Origin of the sequence: Sulfitobacter sp. TMED3 (genome assembly GCF_002167505.1) — a bacterium.
GTDB classification, from domain to species: domain Bacteria; phylum Pseudomonadota; class Alphaproteobacteria; order Rhodobacterales; family Rhodobacteraceae; genus Sulfitobacter; species Sulfitobacter pontiacus.
Map to the genome: position 1 here is coordinate 1 of NZ_NHBI01000034.1, position 23,991 is coordinate 23,991.

24 protein-coding genes and 1 tRNA gene are annotated in these 23,991 nt (G+C 57.8%); 11 read left to right on the forward strand and 14 right to left on the reverse strand.

Features of this window, described 5'->3' with window-relative positions:
• Positions 1-536: 536 nt before the first annotated feature.
• Positions 537-1,262 (reverse strand): hypothetical protein, encoded by a 726-nt coding sequence (locus tag CBB63_RS09225; RefSeq protein WP_286698933.1) that lies wholly within the window; start codon positions 1,260-1,262, stop codon positions 537-539.
• Positions 1,263-1,514: 252 nt separating this feature from the next.
• On the opposite strand from CBB63_RS09225, the gene CBB63_RS09230 reads away from it, so the two are divergent.
• The gene (locus CBB63_RS09230; RefSeq protein WP_037953811.1) at positions 1,515-2,459 is read left to right on the forward strand and encodes a response regulator; all 945 of its coding nucleotides are present in this window, start codon (positions 1,515-1,517) and stop codon (positions 2,457-2,459) included.
• 2 nt (positions 2,460-2,461) lie between these two features.
• Here CBB63_RS09230 and CBB63_RS09235 read toward each other — a convergent pair whose 3' ends face one another.
• Entirely contained in the window at positions 2,462-2,692 is a 231-nt protein-coding gene (locus CBB63_RS09235) for a hypothetical protein (RefSeq protein ID WP_235183796.1), read from the reverse strand.
• A 101-nt stretch (positions 2,693-2,793) separates the two neighbouring features.
• Positions 2,794-3,033 (reverse strand): Lrp/AsnC ligand binding domain-containing protein, encoded by a 240-nt coding sequence (locus CBB63_RS09240; RefSeq protein WP_005854294.1) that lies wholly within the window; start codon positions 3,031-3,033, stop codon positions 2,794-2,796.
• 150 nt (positions 3,034-3,183) lie between these two features.
• On the opposite strand from CBB63_RS09240, the gene hisB reads away from it, so the two are divergent.
• Both hisB and hisH read left to right on the forward strand, forming a co-directional pair.
• The gene (hisB, locus tag CBB63_RS09245; protein ID WP_009825008.1) at positions 3,184-3,771 is read left to right on the forward strand and encodes an imidazoleglycerol-phosphate dehydratase HisB; all 588 of its coding nucleotides are present in this window, start codon (positions 3,184-3,186) and stop codon (positions 3,769-3,771) included.
• A 2-nt stretch (positions 3,772-3,773) separates the two neighbouring features.
• The gene (hisH, locus tag CBB63_RS09250) at positions 3,774-4,412 is read left to right on the forward strand and encodes an imidazole glycerol phosphate synthase subunit HisH (RefSeq protein ID WP_286698934.1); all 639 of its coding nucleotides are present in this window, start codon (positions 3,774-3,776) and stop codon (positions 4,410-4,412) included.
• A gap of 15 nt (positions 4,413-4,427) precedes the next feature.
• Here the strand turns inward: hisH and CBB63_RS09255 are convergent, their stop codons facing one another.
• Both CBB63_RS09255 and CBB63_RS09260 read right to left on the reverse strand, forming a co-directional pair.
• Positions 4,428-4,820: a DUF2147 domain-containing protein gene (locus CBB63_RS09255; RefSeq protein ID WP_286698935.1), complete on the reverse strand. Its 393-nt coding sequence runs from the start codon at positions 4,818-4,820 to the stop codon at positions 4,428-4,430.
• A gap of 130 nt (positions 4,821-4,950) precedes the next feature.
• A complete protein-coding gene (locus CBB63_RS09260) occupies positions 4,951-5,340 on the reverse strand; it encodes a DUF2147 domain-containing protein (RefSeq protein WP_005854302.1) in 390 nt (129 codons plus the stop codon).
• Positions 5,341-5,483: 143 nt separating this feature from the next.
• On the opposite strand from CBB63_RS09260, the gene hisA reads away from it, so the two are divergent.
• The 3 genes from hisA (at position 5,484) to CBB63_RS09275 (ending at position 7,354) form a co-directional block, all read left to right on the forward strand.
• Entirely contained in the window at positions 5,484-6,200 is a 717-nt protein-coding gene (hisA, locus tag CBB63_RS09265; RefSeq protein ID WP_286698936.1) for a 1-(5-phosphoribosyl)-5-[(5-phosphoribosylamino)methylideneamino]imidazole-4-carboxamide isomerase, read from the forward strand.
• Between the two features lie 90 nt (positions 6,201-6,290).
• Complete coding sequence (gene hisF / locus CBB63_RS09270) at positions 6,291-7,052, forward strand: imidazole glycerol phosphate synthase subunit HisF (RefSeq protein ID WP_005854304.1); 762 nt, start codon at positions 6,291-6,293, stop codon at positions 7,050-7,052.
• Positions 7,049-7,354 carry a phosphoribosyl-ATP diphosphatase gene (locus tag CBB63_RS09275; RefSeq protein WP_009825012.1) on the forward strand — a complete coding sequence of 102 codons (306 nt, stop codon included), beginning with the start codon at positions 7,049-7,051 and terminating at the stop codon, positions 7,352-7,354. The genes hisF and CBB63_RS09275 overlap by 4 nt, the downstream gene beginning before the upstream one ends.
• 50 nt (positions 7,355-7,404) lie before the next feature.
• Here CBB63_RS09275 and CBB63_RS09280 read toward each other — a convergent pair whose 3' ends face one another.
• The 3 genes from CBB63_RS09280 to rlmB all read right to left on the reverse strand — a co-directional run bounded on the left by CBB63_RS09280 (position 7,405) and on the right by rlmB (position 9,208).
• On the reverse strand, positions 7,405-7,872 hold the full coding sequence (locus CBB63_RS09280; protein ID WP_286698937.1) for a CoA-binding protein: 468 nt from the start codon (positions 7,870-7,872) through the stop codon (positions 7,405-7,407).
• A 231-nt stretch (positions 7,873-8,103) separates the two neighbouring features.
• Positions 8,104-8,421 (reverse strand): hypothetical protein, encoded by a 318-nt coding sequence (locus CBB63_RS09285; RefSeq protein WP_286698938.1) that lies wholly within the window; start codon positions 8,419-8,421, stop codon positions 8,104-8,106.
• Between the two features lie 10 nt (positions 8,422-8,431).
• On the reverse strand, positions 8,432-9,208 hold the full coding sequence (rlmB, locus tag CBB63_RS09290) for a 23S rRNA (guanosine(2251)-2'-O)-methyltransferase RlmB (protein ID WP_037944591.1): 777 nt from the start codon (positions 9,206-9,208) through the stop codon (positions 8,432-8,434).
• Positions 9,209-9,335: 127 nt separating this feature from the next.
• On the opposite strand from rlmB, the gene CBB63_RS09295 reads away from it, so the two are divergent.
• From CBB63_RS09295 to CBB63_RS09305, 3 genes are all read left to right on the forward strand, one after another.
• A tRNA-Tyr gene (locus tag CBB63_RS09295) sits at positions 9,336-9,419 on the forward strand.
• 121 nt (positions 9,420-9,540) lie between these two features.
• A complete protein-coding gene (locus CBB63_RS09300) occupies positions 9,541-10,545 on the forward strand; it encodes a GT-B fold glycosyltransferase domain-containing protein (protein ID WP_286698939.1) in 1,005 nt (334 codons plus the stop codon).
• Positions 10,546-10,667: 122 nt separating this feature from the next.
• Entirely contained in the window at positions 10,668-11,960 is a 1,293-nt protein-coding gene (locus CBB63_RS09305; protein WP_286698940.1) for an O-acetylhomoserine aminocarboxypropyltransferase/cysteine synthase family protein, read from the forward strand.
• 94 nt (positions 11,961-12,054) lie between these two features.
• Here the strand turns inward: CBB63_RS09305 and CBB63_RS09310 are convergent, their stop codons facing one another.
• On the reverse strand, positions 12,055-12,753 hold the full coding sequence (locus tag CBB63_RS09310) for an SIMPL domain-containing protein (RefSeq protein ID WP_286698941.1): 699 nt from the start codon (positions 12,751-12,753) through the stop codon (positions 12,055-12,057).
• Positions 12,754-15,704: 2,951 nt separating this feature from the next.
• Entirely contained in the window at positions 15,705-16,799 is a 1,095-nt protein-coding gene (hppD, locus tag CBB63_RS09320) for a 4-hydroxyphenylpyruvate dioxygenase (protein ID WP_286698943.1), read from the reverse strand.
• Between the two features lie 133 nt (positions 16,800-16,932).
• Here hppD and CBB63_RS09325 point away from each other — a divergent pair, with 133 nt between their 5' ends.
• On the forward strand, positions 16,933-17,391 hold the full coding sequence (locus tag CBB63_RS09325; protein WP_286698944.1) for an Lrp/AsnC family transcriptional regulator: 459 nt from the start codon (positions 16,933-16,935) through the stop codon (positions 17,389-17,391).
• Between the two features lie 45 nt (positions 17,392-17,436).
• Entirely contained in the window at positions 17,437-19,374 is a 1,938-nt protein-coding gene (locus CBB63_RS09330) for a cation:proton antiporter domain-containing protein (protein ID WP_286698969.1), read from the forward strand.
• Between the two features lie 79 nt (positions 19,375-19,453).
• Here CBB63_RS09330 and CBB63_RS09335 read toward each other — a convergent pair whose 3' ends face one another.
• The 4 genes from CBB63_RS09335 to CBB63_RS09350 form a co-directional block, all read right to left on the reverse strand.
• Entirely contained in the window at positions 19,454-19,969 is a 516-nt protein-coding gene (locus CBB63_RS09335; protein WP_286698945.1) for a CarD family transcriptional regulator, read from the reverse strand.
• 306 nt (positions 19,970-20,275) lie between these two features.
• Positions 20,276-20,614, reverse strand: coding sequence for a ferredoxin FdxA (gene fdxA, locus CBB63_RS09340; protein WP_286698946.1), 339 nt, complete (start codon positions 20,612-20,614; stop codon positions 20,276-20,278).
• Positions 20,615-20,666: 52 nt separating this feature from the next.
• Complete coding sequence (locus tag CBB63_RS09345; RefSeq protein ID WP_286698947.1) at positions 20,667-21,053, reverse strand: RNA-binding S4 domain-containing protein; 387 nt, start codon at positions 21,051-21,053, stop codon at positions 20,667-20,669.
• A complete protein-coding gene (locus tag CBB63_RS09350; RefSeq protein WP_286698948.1) occupies positions 21,054-23,981 on the reverse strand; it encodes a helicase-related protein in 2,928 nt (975 codons plus the stop codon).
• Positions 23,982-23,991: the final 10 nt, after the last annotated feature.

Sequence of the window (23,991 nt, forward strand, 5' to 3'; positions counted from 1 at the left end):
CCAGCAGAGGCTGAACAGAACTTCTATGCACAGCGCGACGTGCTCGATATGGTCGCGTAAAATGAAGCTACAGGTCTCCGGTAAAACCGGGGCGATTCACTTTCACCGCTGAGTGCCCTCCCTCTGTGGCCTACAAGGGTTCCCTAGGCCTCTCTCTGAGGGCGGCAACACAACAGGCCCGATACCCCTCCCCCGTTGCTACGAGAGCACCTGAGGCGTCTCAGGCCAGTACCAACGAAGCTGGGACAAGTGGATATTCGCGAGGCGCTACGCGCTCTGCCTGTCCTTGTGGATCATCGCTGAGGAGTTGGATCATACGCCCCAGGCGCGTGCCTCAGAGCCAAACACAGAGCATGTTTCAATATGGCACCCAATGCGTGATTACCGACGCCTGGCGTCAGTCAAATACTGCCGGGATCAAAAGAAAAAAGCGGGCGCTGAAAGCACCCGCCTGCCTCGGCATATACCCGTTCGAATGATGGCACTATGAACACGGCCGTCATACGGCAAACGCCGGTGACGCAATTATTGTCTGCTTAGAGAAGAGATATCGTAGATCGTGCTGATAGTGTTTCACGTTCCATCTGTTCGATGGCGCGAATGTGCCACTCCAAACCGGTTTGACCTTGATCGGCTGCTTCGGCCAAGTTGTTCTGCGCCAGCTTCGCCTGGTCGGCCGACAGAACCAACGCCTCGGCGACCTCTGCGCGGCTGGTGCGTATATCGGCAAGCTGCGCGTCATAAGCATGCTCCGAAATCGCCCCTGAGGCCTTGAGCTGTTTCAACGTCGCCACATCTTCTTGCTGCTGTGCGAGCATCTGTGGGAGATGTGTCGTGATATCATCCAGCTGGTCATTGGACTTGCGGATACTGCGCACAAGATTGTTGGCGGAAACCAGCTCCATCCGTTGGGCGACTTCTCGTTTGCCAGCGAGATTCCCGCTCACCGCACCAACAACGCCACCGGCCGCAGCGGCTCGCAGGCAGCCCGAGGCATCGGATGCGGCAAGCACCGAGATACCGCAGCCCACCGCGGCACCAACCGCGGCATGCTTGATTGTGGAGTTGCGGACAATATCGCGCATCAACGCGTCAAGCGCGGCGGTTTGCTCCACCATACCGGCGTCGTTCTCACGGTTTTCCTTGAAGCTTAGCGTGCCGGACGAAGCGCCGAATTGCGCAGCGCGATCGGCAGTGGGCGCAGCACATCCTGAAACAAGAACGGCAGCGGCGAGGGAAATCGTTAGAACAGTGGTTTTCATTACATGGATCCGTTGAGCTAGGCGTATTCGCGACTAATAGACGCAAATTATGCCGATTTTACGGCATCTGCGCCATGAAGTTTTCCGACGTTAACGTTTATCTATTCACCTTCGTGCCACAAATGCCCATAGTTCCCGCACAGGGTGAATTTTTTAAAAAGTCATATTGTTGCCGGTTTTGTTCACTATCGTTTAGGGAGTTCGACATAGGTTGCCTCGGAGCCCCGAAGCAAATCTTGGAAGGAGACCACATTGAAAATTCTAGCAGTCGACGATGATCCATTCATTCTAGAACTCCTTCCCGCGATGTTTGAACAGGCAGACCTGAACGATCTGCACACGGCCCCTTCGGGTCCGGCTGCTCTCGACATGATCAAAGCTCAGAAGGTGCCATTCGATTGCTTGCTGCTGGACGTCGATATGCCGGAAATGGACGGGATCGAGCTTTGCCGAAGAATTCGCACTGTCCCCGGGTATGAGGACAAACCGGTTTTGATGCTGACGGCGAAGACAGATTCGATCTCTATCGAGAAAGCGTTTGCCGCCGGTGCGAATGACTACATCGCCAAGCCATTTAACCTGAAGGACATCTACAACCGCATTCGCGTGGCCGAACGTCTTTTGGTGTCATCCAAGACCATCAAACGCATCGACGCGAGCGACCTGTCCAAAGAAGGCACACAGGTAGCTGAAGATATCACACTGGCCGACAAGGTCTTTTTGGCGAATGTCGGCAGGCTGATCCTGTCATTCTCCCTTGGGAACTACATTACGCAGCTCGATCGGAGCGAACTGGACAACTATCAGGTTTTCGGCGTGTCGATTGATGATGCGGAACGTATTTTCGAAGAAACGTCACAACAGGGGTTCCTTCATATCCTCACCAGCGTGGCAGAAACCCTGACCGACCTTATCACCTGCCCCCATCTTCTTATGTCCTACGAAGGCAACGGTGCCTTCCTGTGTATTACGCGCGACCCGAACCTGCCCGAATGGGACCGGATGGAGGCTGGGCTACAGGCCAAGCTGGATGCGCTGAACTTGCTAAGCGATGATCTGAAGCAAGAGAGCATCAGCCTGTCAGTCGGCACGCCCATAGCCCCGAATGCGAACCGGACCCAACGGGTGAAAAAGACCTTCGAACGGGCGCTATCGCGGGCTGAAATGCGCTATGCAAGCAAATGCGCCGCCGCCTGATCCTAGTTGATCGGGAATTGCACCAGACACTGCGCCGCATGTTTGCGGTAATCCTCTAGCGTCTGATCGATCGAGCGGCGGTCGCGCATTTTGCCCATGGCCGATTTCTTTTGCGCCCGCGTGCCGCTCACATGGCGTTCTAGGATCAGGACCGTCACGCCCAGCATGATGGTCTTTTCATCCTCACCGATCATGTCCGCACGCGCCAAGGTCACCGCCGTATAGGCGATCATATTGGCGCAGCGCAGCGCCGCGGCCTCTTCCCCTTCATAGGTAAGCGCATGCGCTGGCCCCCAAAGAACTGATCCGCAAAGAAGCGCAGAAAGCAGGAGCCTCAAAACGCTTTGAACGTCATCGTTGTAAGCGAACGTTCAATCCCTTCGATGTCCAGAAGGTTATCGTTGATGTAAACGCCAATATCTTTTCCCGAAGGAATATAAAGCTTCATCAAAAGATCGTAATCACCAGAGGTTGAATACAACTCGGAGTGTATTTCCCGCAGCGCGACCTCTTCAGCAACGCGATACGTACTGCCGGGCCGGCACCGGATCTGGATAAAAACGCAGGTAGACATGGACAGGCCTTAGGCTGGTTACAACACGTCCAAGCTGACATAAGGGGGCAACAGCCGCAATCGCTGATTGGGACCGATTGGCATCGAAACGCTTTGTCTTGGCGCGACGGCCTGCCCTGCTATAAGAGCCCGAAAGACGGAGATATTCATATGCGCCAGACCACCATCAATCGCTCGACCGCAGAGACCGAGATCAGCGTCGAAATCAACCTCGACGGGACAGGGTCCTACGCCAACCACACGGGTATCGGGTTCTTCGATCACATGCTGGATCAACTGGCGCGTCATTCGCTGATCGATATGAAAATCAGCGCAAACGGCGATCTTCACATTGATGACCACCACACTGTCGAGGACGTAGGCATCACACTTGGCCAAGCGCTAAGCACGGCATTGGGCGACAAACGCGGCATTCGCCGCTACGGCGCGTGCCTGCTCCCAATGGACGATGCCTTGGTGCGTACCGCGCTTGATCTGTCGGCGCGGCCCTTCTTGATCTGGAATGTGGACCTGCCGACCGCAAAAATCGGGAACTTCGATTGCGAATTGGTACGGGAGTTTTTCCAGGCGCTTAGCACGCATGGCGGGATCACCTTGCACATTGATATGCTGCATGGCCTGAACAGCCACCACATCGCCGAGGCCGTCTTTAAATCTGTCGCCCGCGCCCTGCGCGAAGCTGTAGAAACCGACCCTCGGAAATCTTCTGATATCCCCTCGACCAAGGGTGCGCTGTAACGATGTTAACTGCGATTATCGATTACGAATCGGGCAACCTTCATTCGGCGCATAAGGCGTTCGAACGGATGGCGCGTGAGTGTAATGCTGGTGAAGTAGTGGTCACCGCTGACGCCGATGTCGTGGCGCGCGCCGACCGCCTTGTCCTGCCNGGCGACGGCGCATTCCCCTCCTGCATGGCCGCNCTGAAAGGCCAAAGCGGCATNTANGCNGCNATGGTTGAATCCGCCGTCGACAAGGGCCGCCCCTTCCTCGGGATCTGTGTGGGCATGCAGTTGATGGCATCCATGGGGCGCGAGTATGAAGANACAGCNGGCCTGGGCTGGATCAGNGGCGAAGTNACCAAGATCACGCCACGCGACCCATCCCTAAAAGTACCGCATATGGGATGGAACGACCTTGTCATAGACCACCCTCACCCCGTTTTCGANGGAATCGAAACCGGGGATCACACGTATTTTGTCCATAGTTNCCATATGGATGTACAGGACGANNCCGAGCGGTTNGCGCATGTCGANTATGCTGGTGACGTCACTGCTGTTATCGGCCGTGACACCATGATCGGCATGCAATTCCACCCNGAAAAAAGCCAGACAACCGGCCTTCGTATGATTGCGAACTTTCTGAACTGGCGCCCCTGAACCGGGCACCGCCTTCTANCGAAGGCGGGTCCANATCATTTCGTCGCAAGCATTTCCTGTGCAGGTCTGTAACCGCATCGCATTGCCGTCGACCAACATCTTCGCCTTATGTTTTTTTGACGCAGAAGGCTCCAGCAACGTGCCGACATAGCTCCCGTCTGGTTGCGGCTTCATATCCCAGAAGACCCGTTTGCCAACCGCTGTAGAGCGTTTGTCATATCCACGCCGATCCTTGGCACGCTCGACGGTGCCGCATAACGCAGGCCCGCAGGGCTTCGCCCGTACGTGAACAACCAATCCGTTAACATCCGGCGCAGATTTCCAGACACCTTCAACTACATCAGCAAATACAGTCGTCGAAGAAGCTGCAAAAATAGCAGCATAGAAAATATATTTTGTTAAAAACATCGTATCACTCCCCCAAGCGACACATGCCTTACAGCTTTTTAGCAACGCACCAAAAAACCAAGGCGCGGGCANANTCTACACCCGCGTCCCGATTCGCGCAAATCCCACTCATTTGGGATGGAAATGAAGGTTACTGGACCCGCTGCCAGTCCTGCTTTGAACACAGCAANCCGCCCGCGACACAGCCCGACAGTTTCAGGCTGTTACCGGCGACGGTCATCTTGCCGATGTAGATTTTGTTGTTTGAAGGTCGCCAAACCTTACCTGCATATTTGCCGCTCCCGTCAGGTTTCATGTCGATGACCAACTGCTTTCCGATATTTTCGGACTTATATTCGCCCGACGCGTTGAACGTNCGCTGAATCGTACCGCAGATCGCCCCACCACAGGGGGTCATTTTGACATGCGCATAAGCCCCGTCATCCGGTTGCGTTTTCCAAACGCCAACCGCCGGGTCAGCAGCCATGGCTGTTCCTGCAAAACCAATGCCAACGATGGCCGCAATAATCGTTCTTTTCATGATATATCCTCCCGATATGCNNTCANATTGAAGCCAATACGACGATTCAGGCAAGCTTGACGTAGGGGACACCTCTGCCGCGTTGCAAAAACCCGCCCGCCGTGGCAATTGAAACCAACTCCCCCAATGCCAAGGGCAACACTATGATCCTCTACCCCGCTATTGACCTTAAAGACGGCCAAGCCGTTCGTCTTGTGCACGGCGACATGGAAAAATCCACTGTTTTCAACGATGACCCCGCGGCGCAGGCCCGTGAGTTTGTGGATGCGGGCTGCACTTGGCTTCANTTGGTGGACTTGAACGGTGCCTTCGCAGGGACGCCGGTCAATGCCGCCCCGGTGGAAGCGATTTTGAAGTCTTGCNACGTCCCCGCCCAGTTGGGAGGCGGCATTCGCGATATGGCGACGATCGAAGCTTGGCTGGACAANGGTCTGGCACGCGTCATTCTGGGCACTGTCGCGGTCGAAAATCCCGCTTTGGTGCGTGAAGCAGCGCGTGCTTTTCCTGGCAAGGTCGCGGTCGGCATTGACGCCAGAAATGGTCGCGTGGCAACCAAGGGATGGGCTGAGGAAACCGACGTAATGGTTACAGATCTCGCTAAATCTTTCGAAGATGCAGGTGTCGCGGCGCTGATCTACACCGATATCATGCGAGATGGGGCCATGGGCGGTCCAAACATTGAAGCCACCGCCGCTTTGGCGCGTGCCGTGAATATTCCTGTCATCGCCTCCGGGGGCGTCAGCTCCCTTGCTGACCTTGAGGCGCTGAAAAAAACTGGCGTGATATCCGGTGCCATTTCCGGCCGGGCGCTTTATGATGGCGCGATCGACCTGAGCGAAGCTTTGAAGGCCCTCGCCTGAGTTTCCAAATGGTTTCAAATCCTCGGGTGGTTTGGAGGGCAGACAGCCCTCCAACGGTTTTTTCCGCTGCCCCGTCGCGAGAAAGAAGACATGCTTAAGACCCGTATTATTCCTTGCCTCGATGTCGCCGATGGTCGCGTTGTCAAAGGCGTTAATTTTGTTGGCTTGCGCGATGCCGGTGACCCGGTTGACGCAGCGATCGCATATGACGCTGCAGGGGCGGACGAGCTTTGTTTTCTTGATATCCACGCCACACACGAAAACCGTGGTACCATGTTCGACCTGGTCACACGCACAGCCGAACACTGCTATATCCCGCTTACTGTTGGTGGCGGTGTACGCACTGTTGCAGATGTTCGCGCCCTGCTTTTGGCTGGCGCCGACAAGGTCAGCTTTAACTCTGCCGCGGTGGCTAATCCGGACATTATTGCGCAGGCAGCAGACCAATTCGGCAGCCAGTGCATCGTCTGTGCCATCGATGCGAAAACCGTCGCCCCCGGAAGGTGGGAGATTTTTACCCATGGTGGCCGCAAACCTACGGGCATTGATGCAGTCGAATTCGCAAAGACGGTCACAGAGAAAGGCGCAGGAGAGATTCTGCTTACCTCCATGGATCGTGACGGTACCAAACAAGGGTTTAACATTCCGCTAACGCGCGCGATTTCCGACGCGGTTTCTGTGCCTGTCATCGCCTCTGGCGGTGTCGGAACGCTGGATCATCTTGTCGATGGCGTCGTTCAGGGCGGCGCTTCAGCGGTGCTCGCAGCCTCGATCTTTCACTTCGGCGAATTTACGGTCGCTCAGGCGAAACAACACATGGCTGATGCCGGTATCCCAATGAGGCTCTCATGACGCTCGACGATCTATTTGTAACAATCCAATCAAGAAAAACTGCCGATCCATCAAGCAGTTGGACGGCGCAGCTTTTGGCAAAAGGCCCCGAGAAATGCGCCGAAAAATTCGGTGAAGAAGCGGTCGAAGCGATCATCGAGGCCGTGAAGGACGATAAAGCTGGTCTGACATCGGAAGCCGCAGATGTGCTGTACCACCTGCTTGTCATGCTCGCGTCCCGCGACGTCGCGCTGTCAGATGTACTGGATGAACTGAGCCGCCGACAGGCGCAAAGCGGCCTCGCTGAAAAAGCCGCCCGCTAACACGGGGCACGTTTACCACAATATTTTTTGTAACGCGTAGAAAACTGGGGTCAAAGCTTGCTGGAGATTATTCCCGTTGCAAAGCCTCCCATGCGCAATTCGCCGAAAAGGCGCTGATATTCAATCTTCGGGCATCTGTTTTGAATAACGGTCACGCCCTTTGCTTCCGCTTTTGCGGCAGCTTCAGGATGCTGCACCCCGATTTGCATCCAGATCGTCGCCAGATCAGGAAACACCTGTAGTGCCTCGTCAACGATTTCTGGCACAGTCTCTGACCGTCTAAAAATATCGACCATGTCAACGCCACCTTCGATGTCTGACAGCTGCGAAACCACCGTTACCCCCAATAGTGTCTTCCCCGCATGCGCCGGATTTACCGGAACAATATCGTACCCCTTGGCCTTCAAATATCGCGTGACATAATAGCTTGGCCGAACCGGGTTCAACGAAGCCCCCACGACCGCGATACGCTTCGTCTGCGTCAGAATATTTTTCAATTGGGTATCGGTGTAGGTCATGCTTCTTACTAAACCTCTAACGGTTTAAAAAAAAGCGCCCTCGACGATAAACGTGAGGGCGCAAAGGTATGGAACGAGGGACAGTTAGGTGATCGGCGAGAGTTCCAAACTCGCCGTCATACACTGAAGGTAGGAACGATTTGCTCCATTCAAAGAGCATGTGACAAATCCGTGAAGAAACGATGAATGCGCCAGCCATTTTCCGCCGAATCTCGCTTTTGGCAGCGTAAACTAGTCAAATATATCGTCGATCACATCCGTGACTTCACGCGCGATCTTCGTCATCCAGGTTTTCTTTTTCTTCACTTTTCGATGCTTAGGCTTGTGAATAGCAGCTGCCGCTTGGGCATGTGGAAATTTCCGCAGCCCCGCCGCAGGCTTGCCGCCGGTATTGGGCATTTCAGAATCGCGAGGGAGCGGAATTTGTTTCAGATCATGCAATGGTGCGCCGCATTGTGCGCAGGCCAGCTCGTGCCGCCCTGCCCCCAATGTCAGCGCTGCCTTGCTGCCGCAAAAACAGCATGTCGCGATTTTTGTCGGGTAACTCATGCAATTATGCTCAGCTGTGATCCCGCGACGCATATAGCGCGATTGCCGCTGCATTTGACACGTTTAGCGAACCGAACCCGCCGCCTGCGTCGATTCGGACCAGCGCATCGACGGTTTCTTTGGTTTTTTCACGCAGACCTGGCCCTTCGGCCCCCAGCACAAGCGCCACCGGACGGTCGCGCTTCCCCTCCAGCGCAGATTCGACGGTCATATCGGCTTCGCCGTCCAGACCAAGAACAAGATACCCCATCGATTGAAGCTCCTTGATCGCATCGGCTAGGTTCCGGACACGCAAATACGGCTGCCGCTCCAGCGCGCCACTCGCTGTTTTCGCAAGCGCCCCGGTCTCGGGCGCAGCGTGATGACGCATGCCCACAACCGCCGATGCACCTAAAACCTCTGCGGACCGCAGAATTGCACCAACGTTATGCGGGTCTGTCACCCGATCCAGCAGCAACACGCGCGGTGCTTCAGCCCCGATGCAGACATCCTTGAGCGCCCCCCAGCTCAGCGGTTTGACCTCTAGTACGGCTCCTTGATGCACCGACCCGGGGTCCAGCGGCGGGCGGAATTTTCTCGGATCAACGACCTCTGGTTCGATACCGGCCTTGGCAATCGCCTCTTCCAGCTTGATCTGAGCATTCGGCGTGACCATTAGCTTAATCTTTTCACGCGCGGGATTTTCCAGCGCGTCGCGCACCGCATGAAGGCCAAACAACCAAACTGTTTGGTTCGCATCCGCCTTCTTTTCCTGCTCTTTTTGCACAACCCACTTAGGTTTTTTCATCGCCGAACCTTCTATCTTTCATCGCAAGGTAAAATTCCCTGCATTTCGCGCCGGTTTTCGCCTTGACGCCTATACTGCCCGCTTGTAATCACGCCTTCACATCCGGTGCAATGCACAGGGTGAAAGTGGGCGACAGGCCGCAAGGTGTGGCAGGGGACTGTAACTCCCTCGCGGAGACGCACGCCTGGTTCGATTCCAGGGTCGCCCACCACTTTCCCCTTTTCGACTATCCTTAAGTATAGCGGCACAGCCGTTTGATACATTGTGTTCCGATGTGAATTTGTGACACATCTTATGCATTTAGAACGCATACGAAATGATAGGGGTGACCCGTGTCCCATGCTTCCCGGCCGGATCAGGCTTTCAACATCGCGATCGTCGGGCAACACGGGCGGCTGGCTTATGAGGCTCTGTTGTTTGCTGCATCGCTGCGCCACCACAGCCCCCATTTTTCGGGCAACCTCTATGTGATGGAGCCGCAGCCCGGCCCGCTTTGGTCGGATGATCCACGAATCAAGAACCCCGATGTTATCAGCGCGCTCCACAACCTTGGCGCAGAGGTTATTCCGTTTGACACAAGGCACTTCGGCGAGAGCTATCCATATGGAAATAAAATCGAAATGCTCAATGCGCTTCCAAAAGGTGAGCCCTTCGTTTTCTTCGATACGGACACGTTGATCACTGGCGACCTGATGTCGGTCCCCTTCGACTTTGACCGCCCGATGGCATCCATGCGGCGCACAAACACGTGGCCTGTTCCCCAGCTGTACGGACCACAATACGCCGGTCTGTGGAAATCCCTTTACGACAAGTTTGACCTAGATTTTGACAGCAGCCTCGACCTGTCTCAGCCCGACGACTATTGGCAACGGTATCTGTATTTCAACGCAGGCTTCTTTTTCTATCGCTGCCCTCACGAATTTGGTGAAAAGTTTTTGCACTATGCTCTGGCGATCCGGGATGACGCGCCGGAAGAGCTGTGCGCGCAGTCTTTTGACCCTTGGCTTGACCAAGTCGCGTTGCCGCTAGTTATTCATGCGCTTGGTGGGGCGCGCGATACCTTGCCTGACGGGCTGATTGACGGGTCTGTTAGCTGCCACTATCGCCTGCTGCCCTTGCTTTACGCACGCGAACCGGACCACGTCGTTGACACTTTGGAAACGATTGCAGCACCAAATAAACTGAAGAAAATTTTAAAGGGTTCGGAGCCGATCAAGCGGATGGTCTATCAAGGCCGCGGTCGCAAGGCGCGGGCTCTCTTTGATCAGGACAACCTGCCGCGCAAAGAGCAGGCCATTCGGAATCGTTTGAAATCAAACGGTTACTGGATGCGGTAGCGTCGACCGCATTTCATCCGAGTCGGTAAACAACCTCCTAAGCGTGACAGAAGCGACCTACAGCTTGTGCGTTTACATCGGTTCACCTAACCATATTGAAGACAATTTTAGGGAGAACAACGATGACAGATNGCCCCAACTATGGTTTTGATACCCNGCAGANACACGCAGGGGCCAAACCTGATCCGGCGACCGGTGCGCGGCAGACGCCGATCTACCAAACCACGGCCTATGTGTTTCGCGATGCGGACCACGCGGCGGCGTTGTTCAACCTGCAAGAGGTGGGGTTCATCTATTCCCGCCTGACGAACCCGACCGTTGCTGTCTTGCAGGAACGCATCGCCACGCTTGAGGGGGGCGTTGGTGCCGTGTGTTGCTCTTCCGGGCACGCGGCACAAATTATGGCATTGTTCCCGCTGATGGGGCCGGGCAAAAATATTATCGCCTCTACCCGTCTGTATGGGGGCACGGTGACACAGTTCAGCCAAACGATTAAACGTTTCGGTTGGTCTTGCAAGTTTGTCGACTTCGACGACGTCGATGCCGTGAAAGCAGCGGTTGACGACGATACCCGTGCGATCTTTGGCGAAGCCATTGCCAATCCTGGCGGCTACATCATGGACGTACGCGCCATTGCCGACGTGGCGGATGCGGCAGGCGTTCCGCTGATCATCGACAACACAACGGCGACACCCTACCTGTGCCGCCCGATCGAACTTGGCGCGACTCTGGTGGTACATTCGACGACGAAATACCTGACCGGCAACGGCACGGTAACAGGCGGCTGTATTGTGGATTCAGGCAAGTTCGATTGGTCCGCGAATGATAAATTCCCGTCGCTGAGCCAGCCGGAACCTGCTTACCACGGTCTGAACTTTCACGAGACCTTTGGCGGCTTGGCCTTTACTTTCCACGGCATCGCCATCGGTTTGCGGGATCTTGGCATGACGATGAACCCGCAGGCCGCGCATTACACCCTGATGGGGACAGAGACACTTTCGCTGCGCATGGAACGCCACGTAGAAAACGCCCAGAAAATCGCGACTTGGCTCGAGAATGATGACCGCGTCGACTATGTCACCTATGCGGGGCTCGAATCCTCGCCCTATTTCGAGCGTGCGAAAAGCGTTTGCCCCAAAGGGGCTGGCGGGTTGTTCACCTTTGCGGTGAAGGGCGGATACGACGCCTGCGTCAAATTGGTAAATGCGTTGGAGATTTTCAGCCATGTCGCAAATCTTGGCGACACCCGGTCACTGATCATCCACTCTGCCTCCACCACGCACCGTCAGCTTAGCCCCGAGCAGCAAGAAGCCGCGGGCGCCGGCGCGAATGTTGTGCGCGTTTCCATCGGGACAGAGGATGCCGCCGACCTGATCGCCGATCTTGATCAAGCGCTGGCCAAAGCGACGGCCTAGGTTACGACCTACAAAAGACCCCCGCCAAAGCAACCCTTCGGCGGGGGGGATGTTTACCCATTCAAACCTTCAAATGCCGCGAGTCAGCAGAGGGTTAGTCAGCCTCGGCGATTTCGAACTGCAGCGTGACTTGCGCGCTGATGTCGATCTCTCCGGTCTCGATGGGCATATCCATAGTTTTCATCTGGGCACCCCGCATTTCCATCGGGCGGAAACCCTGGCTCGATTCGGACATGTTGGTGAGTTTACCAAGCTTAACGCCAGCGGCATCTGCAAGCTGCTGCGCACGCGCCATCGCATCCTCAACGGCCCTCTCTCGTGCCTTGGCCAACGCCGCTGCATTATCCTGCAATCCGAATTGCAAGCCGTTGAAATCATTCGCGCCCTCGGCCACGACCGCGTCCAGCAATTGCCCAAGTTTGCTTAGATCGCGAACCGTCACACTGACGGTGTTGCCCGCCTCATAGCCCGATACTTCCACCGGGGACGCATCTTCGCGGGGGCGGTTGTCATAGACGGGCCGCAGATAAAGCCCGCTGGTCTGACGGTCGAGGCCCGCGATCTTCAATGTATCCAATTGGTCTAGAATGCCGCGCACTTTTTCAGAAGTCTGCGCCATTGCGTCCGAAGCAGAGGCCGCCCGCTCGCTCACGCCCAAGCGGATCGTCGCGGTATCAGGGGCCAGCGATACAATGCCCTCGCCATTCACGGTGATCCCCTGAGGCGCTTGTTGCGCCAGCGCCCCTGACGCAAAACCGGCACAGACGATCGCGGCAATTTTCAACATTCGCATATTCATGACCTTTTTTTACTGTGATATCCCTTGGCTTCATATGTGACCTCCCGCATAAGTTGCCGCAAGCCTCCTCTGCGCTCCGCTCTTTTCATGAGCAAACTACTGCTCTATTCTTTTGCTGTGAACGGGCGCTCTGTTTTGCAGGCGATCCGCATGGTATTGGCAATCTGCTGCCGTCCGAATGTCCCACCGTCCCAATGCCTCTAGTCAAAAGCGTTCCAATGAAGCCCAATTTTGCACTGTCTCTCTCCTTCGAAGGTATTCGCCTGCTGCACCGCGCCCCTGATGGATGGCGGCAGGTGGGCGAAGTGGCCGTCGACGCGGAGGATATGGCCGCCCAACTGGCCGCCTTGCGCAGCACCGCCACCGCGCTAGAGCCGAGCGGCCTGCGTAGTAAGCTACTGATTCCGAACGATCAAATCAAATACATGACGATCGACACCGCAGGGCTTAGCGATCAGGCGCGGCGCGAACAGGCCGAAGTGGCCCTTGATGGCGCGACGCCCTATGCCGTCGAAGATCTGGTCTTTGACATCAGCAATGACGGCCCCCGCACGCATATCGCCGCCGTCGCCCGCGAAACACTGGCCGAAGCCGAAGCCTTCGCGACCGAGCATCGTTTTCACCCCGTCAGCTTTGCCGCCCAGTCCGACGATCATGATTTTATCGGCGAGGCGTTTTTCGGCCCAACAGACTCCGCCCCCAAGTGGTTGGAGCCGGGCGATTCTGTGGAGCGTGACAAAGGGCCATTCGTTATCCTGGGCGATGTGGAACTGCCGCCGGAGGATACTTCGCCGCCGAAAGGGGGCACGGCTGATGAGGCGGAAAACCCCGGTAAAGCCGATGATGTGACGGCGGATGCGTCGCACCAGGGTGACAGCACGTCGGATGCTCCGGCGGCTGATGTCGCAAAGCCGGAAGCCAAGACGGCTGATGCTCCTCAGCCTGCGAGTCAGAAACCAGCAGACGCCCCCGCGCCCAAAGCGGCAAAGCTTGACGTGCCTCGCGTTGCACCCGCGTCCCCCTCGGTGACGCCCCCGCCAAGCAAGGCGTCGCCCCCCGCCCGCGCCAAAACGCCCGAAGCGTCAGCTGGAAAGGCANCGGCACCCGCGGNACAGAAACCAGCCGCCCCATCTGTTGAAAAAAATGNGGCAGCGACACCCAAGCCCGCGCCCGCCGTNTCCAAAGCCCCGCCCGCGGCACCTGCCGCTACNAANGCCCCCGCGGATTTTTCCAGCCGACGCAGCGCNCCNATCGTCACGGGTGCCGCCGCGCGCGGTAGCGTGCAGCCNTTGTCGCACACGGGCGGGCCGGTCCCCGATAGCAGTTCGTTAACCGGTGCCAAACACACACANCCNGCCAANTCGTCGCCTTTCGGCTTTCTGAAACGCCGCAAGCCCCGCGCGACACCACCTCCGCCCAAACCAATTGCCGCAAAAGCGGCCCCCATTCCCGGCAAGGCCCTTGCCACGGGGGCCAGCGAAGTCGACCAGATGACCGTTTTCGGGGCCCGCAAAGAGCAGTCCATCGGCGGCAAGCCGCGCTTTTTGGGGCTGGTCCTGACCGCAGCTTTGCTGGTGTTCCTCGCGGGCGTCGCAGCTTGGGCGTCTGTCTTCCTTGATGATGGGTTAGCGCTTTCGCGGCTCTTTGGCAGTCGTGACACCACGCAGACCGCCTCTGCCCCACCGGAGCCGGTGGTCAAACAGCANGTGGAAAGCCGCGAGGACNCCATCGNACCGCAGGCCNCGCCCGAGANTACGGCTGACACCACTGTCGCCGCGCTTGATCCCACGCTCAGCGATGAGGACGGTGCGGTTTTGGACGCGATGCGCGTGCCACAGCAGCTGCAACCACGCGAGCTGACCNCGCAGGAAATCGAAGCGAAATACGCGACAACCGGCATTTGGGCCATCGCGCCAAAGACACCAAAGGCGCCGTCGATGGTGACGCTGGATGATCTGTTCATGACCAGCATCGATCCCGTCAGCACCTCGAATGACGCTGTTGCACTGCCGACGCTCGCGTCCTTTGGCGGGGATACGGTCGATATCAGCTCGGCCCCTCCGGCGGCGGCAGGCACGTCGTTCACACTGGATGATCGTGGTCTGGTTGTTCCAAGTCCGAATGGCACGTTGAACGCGGATGGGGTTTTGGTTTTCGCCGGNCAACCGGCCCGTGTGCCCCCTGCGACCCTCGCCCGCCCCGGTGCGGTCGAAGAGGAAGAGGTCGAGGATACGGTTGTTGCNGCCCTGCTCGGCTTTCGCCCCAAGCTGCGCCCCGAGGATCTGCCCGAACAGAACNAGCGCGCCAATCTGGGCGGGGTGACCCGCAACGAGCTTGCCGCNTTCCGCCCGACCCTGCGCAGCGCCGANGTCATCAANGCCGCCGCTGCAGCCAAACANGCCGAGGTTGACGCCGCAGCAGAGGCNGCAGCCGCCGCGATCAAAGCCGCCTTGCCGCAAGAGCCCGTGAACAACGCGACGCAATACGCGACAGAAGTGTCCAAGCGACCAGACACGCGCCCCGGTAACTTTTCGCGCATCGTACGTCGGGCCGAACGGGCGCAGCCTGCGCCNGTGACGGTNGCCAGTGCGCCGGCTGCGGTCACGCCNCAGGTGGTACAGCCTTCNNTGCCNTCGAAAGCCTCCGTATCGAAGCAGGCAACTGTGAAAAATGCGATCAAACTGCGTCAAATCAATCTGATCGGNGTCTACGGCAAACCCTCAAGCCGCCGCGCCTTGATCCGGCTGAGCAACGGGCGGTACCANAAGGTTGCCGTCGGGGATCGTCTGGATGGCGGCCGCGTCTCCGCGATTGGAGAGGCTGAATTGCGGTATAACCGCCGCGGGCGCGATGTCGTNCTCAAGATGCCNCGCGGCTAAGCCNCGNAAGATCTGACTGCTCGCTACATGAAAAAGCCGCATCCGAAGATGCGGCTTTCTGTCGTTTCAGGCTTCGCTCAACTCGCCACTGTCGATTTGTTCTTGCTCGATGCTCTCGAACAGCGCCTTGAAGTTCCCTTCGCCAAAACCGTCGTCCCCTTTACGCTCGATAAACTCGAAGAAGATCGGCCCNATGACAGTTTTCGAGAATATCTGAAGCAAAATGCGGGTTTCGCCGCCATCCACGACCCCTTCCCCGTCAATCAGGATGCCGTGTTTCTTCATCCGATCAAGCGGCTCTTGGTGGCCGGTGACGCGATCCNTGCTCATCTTATAGTAGGTNTCGGGCGGGCCGGGCATGAATTTCAACCCGTTGTCCGCAATGGCATCCGTCGCATCATAGATGTTCCGCGCGCCCACGGCGATGTGCTGGATCCCCTCGCCGTTGTATTTCTTGAGATAGGCCACGATCTGCCCCTTCTCGTCGCGATCCTCGTTGATCGGGATACGGATGCGGCCGCAGGGAGATGTCAGCGCNCGCGAGGTAAGGCCGGTAAACTTGCCTTCAATATCGAAAAACCGGATCTCGCGAAAATTGAACAGATCGCCGTAGAACTTGAACCAGACGTCCATGTTCCCCTTAAAGACATTATGCGTCAGGTGATCGAGATAGTAGAAACCGACGCCAGCGGGTTTGGATTGCGCGATCCAGTCGTATTCCTCGTTATAGGGCGACGTGTCGTAATACTGATCCACAAAGTAGATTAANGACCCGCCGATCCCCTTGATCGCGGGCACATCCAGCACCTTGCCTGCGCCTGTATATTCCTCCGCCCCTTTGGNAACAGCGTGNTCCAGCGCCTTTTGCGCATCCNCAACCCGCCAGCCCATCGACGGCGCACAGGGGCCATGCTCGGCCACAAAGCCTGCGGCAAAGCTGTCAGGGTCNGCNTTCAGCACATANGTNATGTCCCCCTGCTGCCAGAGTTCGATTTTCTGCGTNTTGTGGTTCGCCACATGGGCATAGCCCATACGGGTAAATAGATCGCGAAGCTCCTGCGGGTCGGCGCTGGCGAANTCGACGAATTCGAACCCGTCGGTGCCGGCCGGGTTTTCATCNGTGATTTTGGATTTTTCGGCGTCATGCGGAAACGGACCCATGAGATGCTCCTTTGATAGCGTTCGTGCGCAGTCTATCGCCGGAACCACGCTATCTTTGCGCAAACATACAAGTGTGACTGGCTATTCGCGCGGGGTTGACGCATGGTTTTATCATTCTATGTGAGAATACCGCATGACATTAGATGATATCGATAAACGCCTGCTGGCGGCGCTGCAAAAGAACGCGCATCTCACNGCTCAAGAGNTGGGAGAGAAGCTGCACCTATCCCCGTCCCAAGCAGGTCGGCGGCGGCAACGNCTTGAAACCGAAGGNTATATCCAAGGCTANACGGCCCGGCTCAACCCCGAACGGTTGGGGCTGACGGTACAGGGCTTTGTGCAGGTCCATCTGGGNACCCACGGCCCCGAACATTCCGCCAGCTTTGCGCGGCTTTTGGCCACCCGCCCCGAAATCGTTAGCGCCTGGACGATGACGGGGGATGCGGATTATTTGCTGCGCGTCTATTGTGCAGACCTGCCCAGCCTGAACCGCCTCATCCATGATGTGCTGCTCCCCCATGGTGCTGTCGCAAAAGTGCATAGCCAGATCGTTATGGATCAGCTTAAACGAGACGGGCCCTTGCCCACCTGATTGACCCGCTCGGGGCCTGCCCGACACAAAGAAAGTATGCCCCTTATGGAAGGTTTCCTGTTTCAAGCCTCGATCTATCTCGCTGCGGCGGTGATTGCGGTTCCCATCGCATCGCGTCTGGGGCTGGGGTCGGTGCTGGGATATCTCGCNGCGGGGATCCTGATCGGGCCGGCCTTCGGGNTGGTNGGATCGGANACCAAGGATTTGCAGCANTTCGCCGAATTTGGTGTNGTGATGATGCTGTTCCTCATCGGGCTAGAGCTTGAACCCCGCGCCCTGTGGAACATGCGCCACCGGCTGCTGGGGCTTGGCGGGATGCAGGTCGTGCTTAGCGCTGCGGCGCTGATGGGCATCGCGATGGCCTATGACCANCCGATGGGTGTGGCGATTGCGATCGGNCTCACGCTGTCNCTGTCGTCAACCGCGATCGTGCTGCAAACCCTGTCAGAAAAGGGTTTGATGCAAACAGCGGGTGGACGATCCGTGTTTTCGGTGCTGCTGACGCAAGATATCGCGGTGATCCCGATCCTCGCGTTCCTGCCGCTGCTTGTGGCGCAGCTGCCCGCGCAAATGCGACCGGACGGGTCGATCTCGGTGAACCCCGAGGATGCCGCCCACGGGGCAGAGGCAGCCTCGGGGCACGGTCCTGCGGCGGCGGGTCATGGTGCGGAAACCGCGCAGGCGGCAATTTCGCTGGTGCAGGGGCTGCCGGGTTGGGCCATCACGCTGGTCACCTTGGGTGCCATTGCCGGGATCATCATCACCGGCGTGTTTTTCACCCGTCCCGTTTTCCGGTTTATCCACGCCGCCAAGCTGCGCGAGATGTATACCGCTTTGGCCCTGCTGATCGTCGTCGGGATTTCTTTTCTGATGATGCTGGTGGGCCTGTCGCCCGCGCTTGGGGCCTTCCTTGCGGGAGTGGTGCTGGCCAGCAGCGAATTCCGGCACGAACTGGAAACCGACCTCGAGCCGTTCAAAGGGCTGCTGCTGGGGCTGTTCTTCATCACCGTGGGGGCGGGTATCAACTTTGACCTGCTGTTCGCCGATACGATCATCATCGTCGGGATGGCGCTGCTGGTTATTCTGGTGAAGGGCCTGATCCTTTACGGGCTTGGCACCCTGTTCAAGCTGCAAGGGCGTGACCGCTGGCTCTTTGCGCTTGGTCTGGCGCAGGCGGGTGAATTCGGCTTTGTGCTGGTCAGCTTCTCGGTCGCCACGGGGGTCATGCCCAATGACGTGGCCGAGACATTGTTGCTGGTCGTCGCCCTATCGATGCTGATCACGCCGCTGCTGTTCATCACCTATGACCAGATCAGCAAACGGATGGATACGAAATCCGGCCCCATCGTTGCAGACGAGATTGACGAGCAGGGCACCGTGATCATCGCGGGTGTCGGGCGGTTCGGCCAGATTGTGAATCGTCTGGTGCAGGCCAGTGGCTTTCGCACCGTCGTTCTGGACCACAACCCCGAAACCATCGCCGTCATGCGCCGCTTTGGCTTCAAGGCATTCTTGGGCGATCCGACCCGCGCTGACATTCTGCGCAAGGCCGGTCTGCGCGATGCCAAGGTTCTGGTTGTCGCGTTGGATGATCCCAAGTCGGCCTTGCAGCTTATCGCCTATGCGCGCAAGGAACGGCCCGACCTGCATATCGTAACCCGCGCCCATGACCGAACGGATGTGTACCAACAATACCAGGCCGGCGCGAATGACATTGTGCGCGAGATGTTCGACAGCTCGCTTCGGGCGGGGCGCTATGTGTTGGAAAACCTCGGGCTCTCTGACTACGAGGCGGCAGAGGCGCAGCGGATGTTCTATTCGCACGACCGTGCGTCTGTGCGCGAGCTGGCGGCCCTGTGGCGCCCTGACATCCCACCAAGCGAGAACAAAGCCTATGTGGCGCGCGCGAAAGAGCTNCAAAAGGATCTGGAAACCGCNTTCCTGAACCGNATNGACCAAGAGGATAAGACCCAAGGGTCGTAGCCCCCCTCGCCCTTCAGANACCAAAAAGCCGCGCCCGATATGATATCAGGCGCGCCTTTTCAAAATTTAACGGATGCGATCAGGCGGCGGCGACGCGGCTTTCCAACACATCACCGACCTGCTTGGAGGCCGCCAGTTCGTCCCCACCGGCGACGGCGGCAACTTCACGGGTCAGACGCTCAAGCGCGGCTTCNTANAGCTGACGCTCGGAATAGCTTTGCTCGCGCTGGTCNTCGGTGCGGTGCAGGTCGCGTACGACTTCGGCGATGGCGATCAGATCACCGGAGTTGATCTTTTGCTCATATTCCTGCGCACGGCGCGACCACATGGCGCGTTTGACCTTGGCCTTACCCTTCAGGGTTTTCATCGCATGGCTGATCACGTCAGGGCTGCTNAGCGCGCGCATGCCAATTTCTGTCGCCTTATGGGTGGGCACCCGCAGCGTCATCTTGTCTTTCTCNAACGCGATCACGAACAGCTCCAGCGAGATGCCCGCGACTTCCTGCTCTTCGACCGAGATGATCTGACCAACGCCATGCGCCGGATAAACAACGAATTCATTCGGGCGGAAATCTAGCTTNTTCGACTTGCTCATACAGTGGCTCCTTGGGCGCGGGGACGGCCCGCATGGGTAAATATGCTGTCACAACGACAAAGGCCGACCGGCCCAAAGAGCCGTCAGCCTCATTTCATAACTTCAGATGTTCTGGTTCAACCTGTGCAAAACGGTTGAGATTTGGCGCGTAGGTATCATCATTTGCGACAACGTATATCACAAAATTAGCCCCCCCGAAAGCGGGGGGCNGCANAGATTCGATCAAATACGTGTTAATCGAATAAATAAANGGGATCAGGTGGCGTCACACGCAGCGATCACCCCATGCACCCAAGTGCGAATCGCTTAGCCGCCTTCGCCGGGTGCTTCAGAGAAATACTTCTCAAGCTTGCCCTCTTCACCATCACGTTCCTCTGCCTCGGGCAGCGGGTCTTTCTTGGTGATGATCACGGGCCACAGTTCGGAGTATTTGCGGTTGAANTCAACCCACTTCTCCATGTCCGGCTCTGTATCGGGGCGGATCGCGTCGGCGGGGCATTCAGGTTCGCAAACGCCGCAGTCGATGCATTCATCNGGATGAATGACCAACATGTTTTCGCCCTCATAGAAGCAATCCACCGGACATACTTCAACGCAGTCAGTGTATTTGCAGGCGATACAGGCATCGTTAACGATATAGGTCATAACATCATCTTTTATGGCAGGTTTAACGCAGGAGATACGTCAGCACAGCGTATCATTCAAGGTGGCGCGCCCGAGAAAGATCAAGCACGCGGCGATCACGCTTACTGGGGCGCCCTTTTCCCTCAAATGCCGGATTTTCAGGTTGTTTTTTCTCGGATCGGGGGACCGGCGGGGACAGATCGGTGTAAAGCGTNTGCGCCTCGGGGGCCGGACCACGGCGGGTGCCGATGCCCTCTATCTGGATCACCCGCACATCGTCGCCCATAGCAAAGGTCAGCACATCGCCAACCACAACCAGNGTCGCACGCTTTTGCGCGACGCTGCCGTTGACCCTGACGGCCCCCGCTTGCACGCGGGCAGCCGCCAGAGAACGCGTTTTATAAAACCGCGCATGCCACAGCCATTTATCAAGCCGCAGCTTTGTCGGCGCTTCGGACAATTACTTGTTGTCTTTCAGCCCCATCAGCGCAGCGGCGAATGGGTTGTCGGGGTCGATCGGCTTTTCGGCACGGGCGGGCTTGCTGCTGAACTTCTGNGCTTTGCCGCCCTTGTCNCCACGCGGTGCACCCTTTTTNCCNCGCGGTCCGGGTTTCCCCTTCCCTTGTGGNCGATCCCCGCCGCCGCGACGCTGGCCTTGGGCATTGCCACGAGGTGTGCGTCCCCAGGTGAAGACATAATATGTCTCAAGCTCGGCACCTGCGATATCGGCGTCAGGCGCNGTNCCTTGGGGGTTTTCCTCGGCAGGGGTGTCGGGGATGTGGTCGTCGACCTCTGGTGTNTCGGCNAGTTCCTCGACCATCGGGGCGATCCCGTCGTCGGGCATATCCGCNGTTGCGGGNACNATGTCATCCGCCTGAGCAGCCGCCGGATCTTCGACGATACCACCGGCNGGTTGCTTGTCCGCGACATCCATCACGGGCGTCTCGGCGTCTGCGCCTTTGTCGGCAGCCATCGGTGCACCGTCNTGAGGCACGACAGTATCAACGGCTTTCACCTTGGTGCGCTCGGCCTTTTCGGCCTTATAGCCCAGACCTTCCATCANCGTGGCGAATTGTTCNAGCGTCATGCCCGTGATCGACAGCATATCGGCCTTCGCCTCGAACCCGCCACGCGAATCTTCGGAGCGCAGCATATCGGCCAGACGTTCCAGCATATCGATACGGATCGCGCGTTCACCCGCGTTGCGGTACCCAGCCATCGTCGCAGCGCCTTCNGGNGCGCTNGTGTCGACGGGGATGGTGACCAGCCCAGGGGGCGGCGANTCAGGGAATTCGNTCAGCCCNTTNGAAATCGACCACAGCACCAGACGCAAACGNGTCGGCGCNGGCTTNAGCAACAANGGCATAAAGATGGTGAACTGACCAAAGCGCAAACCATGCTTGCGCAGCGCGCCACGGGCGTCCTGATCCAGGGCTTTCACCTCNTCCGCCACATCAGCGCGGGGCAGAATACCAAGGTTTTCAACCATGCGGAAGGCAAAGCCACGGGCCAGACCGGTCAGCGCCTCATCCTTTGACAGGGCGATCAGTGGCTCGAACAGGGCTGCGACCTTGCGGTCGATGAAATGCTGCAAACGGCGCTGCACTTTTTGCGCGACCTCGGGGCCCGCAACGTCATCGACGAAGACCTCCACACCGGGCTTCAGCGGATCGGAGCCCGCAACCAGTTTACCCACGGCAGAGCTGCCCCACATGAGGCCGCCCTGCTCTGTGAAATCAATCTCTGTATCAGGCGCGTTGTAGAAACGATCCGCCCGCAAATGGAACTGAGGAGCCAGCGCCTGCAACGATGCAGCTTTGATCGTTTTATCTTCGGCAACGCCTGCGCCTTTGTCTTGGCGAAAGCGGAACCCGTCCAGCTTGCCAACAAATTCGCCTTCAACGGTTACTTCACCGGTCTCGTTTACTTCGGCCACCATGGCTTCCTTCTGTCCTAGCCGGCGCAAAAGCACGGATGTGCGCCGATCTACAAATCTTTGGGTCAGACGCTCGTGCAGCGCATCCGACAGTCTGTCTTCTACGACACGCGCCTCGTGTCGCCAATGGCTTTCGTCACCTGTCCAGCCTTTGCGCTGTGTCACGTAGGTCCAGGTGCGAATAAACGCCAATCGTTTGGATAACGCATCAATGTCGCCATCGGTTCGATCTATGCGTTTAATTTGCCGCGCCAGCCAGTCGTCGGGGATGGANCCGCGCTGATGCANNAAGTTGAAAATCTGCTCCAGCAGGCTGGCGTGCTCTGCATGGCTTATACCACGAAAGTCGGGAATCCGGCAGACNTCCCACAANAGACGTACTGACGGCCCATCGGTACAGCGCGCCGCGATCTCGGCATCCACGGCGAGATTCTTGAGCGCCCGCAGATCATCGGCCTCGCGCGCTTTGAACAACCGNTCATTGTCCGGCGACATTTCAAGCGTCTGGATCAGCCGGTCAATGGANCCGAACTGCAGCGNNGGGTTGCGCCAGTTGAGCTTGTTCTGCGGTGTGAACTGATGATCCATAATGGCCCGCGCGACACCATCATCAAGCGGAGACGCATCGCCCGTGACACCGAATGTNCCGCTNTTNAANCCNCGNCCTGCCCGTCCGGCAATCTGCGCNAGTTCGTTCGGNGCCAAGGGTCGCATCCGACGCCCGTCAAACTTGCTGAGCGCCGAGAAAGCGACGTGGTCCACATCAAGGTTCAGCCCCATCCCNATGGCATCCGTGGCCACCAGATAGTCGACCTCGCCATTTTGATACATGGCGACCTGCGCGTTGCGTGTGCGCGGGCTGAGCGCNCCCATAACNACCGCCGCNCCNCCCTTCTGACGCCGGATCAGCTCTGCAATCGCATATACATTCTCAACCGAAAACCCGACGATNGCNCTGCGCGGACGCATNCGGCTTATCTTTTTCTGACCNGAATAGATCAATTCCGACATTCTCTCGCGCCGGATGAACTGCGCCTCTGGCACCAGCGCCGCGATTGAGCCGCGCATGGTGTCGGACCCCATGAAAAGCGTCTCGTGTTGACCGCGCGCNCGCAAAAGACGGTCGGTAAAGACATGCCCCCTCTCNGGATCNGCACAAAGCTGGATTTCATCGACCGCAACCAGATCAGCGCCCATGCCTTCGGGCATCGCCTCGACGGTGCAGACCCAATATTGGGTGCGCGGCGGCACGATCCGTTCTTCGCCCGTGACCAGTGCCACGATGGACGGGCCACGCAGGGCAACGATGCGGTCATAGACCTCGCGCGCGAGCAAACGCAGCGGCAGCCCGATCACCCCCGTGCGATGCGCCAACATCCGTTCGATTGCATAGGTCGTCTTGCCTGTATTGGTCGGGCCCAAAACGGCCACGACCCTGCTGTCACCTGCCACCAGAAATTCC

Excerpts from the sequence above, each read along its gene's own strand:
- CBB63_RS09225 (WP_286698933.1), bottom strand. The coding sequence starts at position 1,262 with ATGAAAACCACTGTTCTAACGATTTCCCTCGCCGCTGCCGTTCTTGTT.
- CBB63_RS09235 (WP_235183796.1), bottom strand. The coding sequence starts at position 2,692 with ATGATCGCCTATACGGCGGTGACCTTGGCGCGTGCGGACATGATCGGT.
- CBB63_RS09240 (WP_005854294.1), bottom strand. The coding sequence starts at position 3,033 with ATGTCTACCTGCGTTTTTATCCAGATCCGGTGCCGGCCCGGCAGTACG.
- hisB (WP_009825008.1), top strand. The coding sequence starts at position 3,184 with ATGCGCCAGACCACCATCAATCGCTCGACCGCAGAGACCGAGATCAGC.
- hisF (WP_005854304.1), top strand. The coding sequence starts at position 6,291 with ATGCTTAAGACCCGTATTATTCCTTGCCTCGATGTCGCCGATGGTCGC.
- CBB63_RS09275 (WP_009825012.1), top strand. The coding sequence starts at position 7,049 with ATGACGCTCGACGATCTATTTGTAACAATCCAATCAAGAAAAACTGCC.
- CBB63_RS09280 (WP_286698937.1), bottom strand. The coding sequence starts at position 7,872 with ATGACCTACACCGATACCCAATTGAAAAATATTCTGACGCAGACGAAG.
- CBB63_RS09285 (WP_286698938.1), bottom strand. The coding sequence starts at position 8,421 with ATGAGTTACCCGACAAAAATCGCGACATGCTGTTTTTGCGGCAGCAAG.
- rlmB (WP_037944591.1), bottom strand. The coding sequence starts at position 9,208 with ATGAAAAAACCTAAGTGGGTTGTGCAAAAAGAGCAGGAAAAGAAGGCG.
- CBB63_RS09310 (WP_286698941.1), bottom strand. The coding sequence starts at position 12,753 with ATGCGAATGTTGAAAATTGCCGCGATCGTCTGTGCCGGTTTTGCGTCA.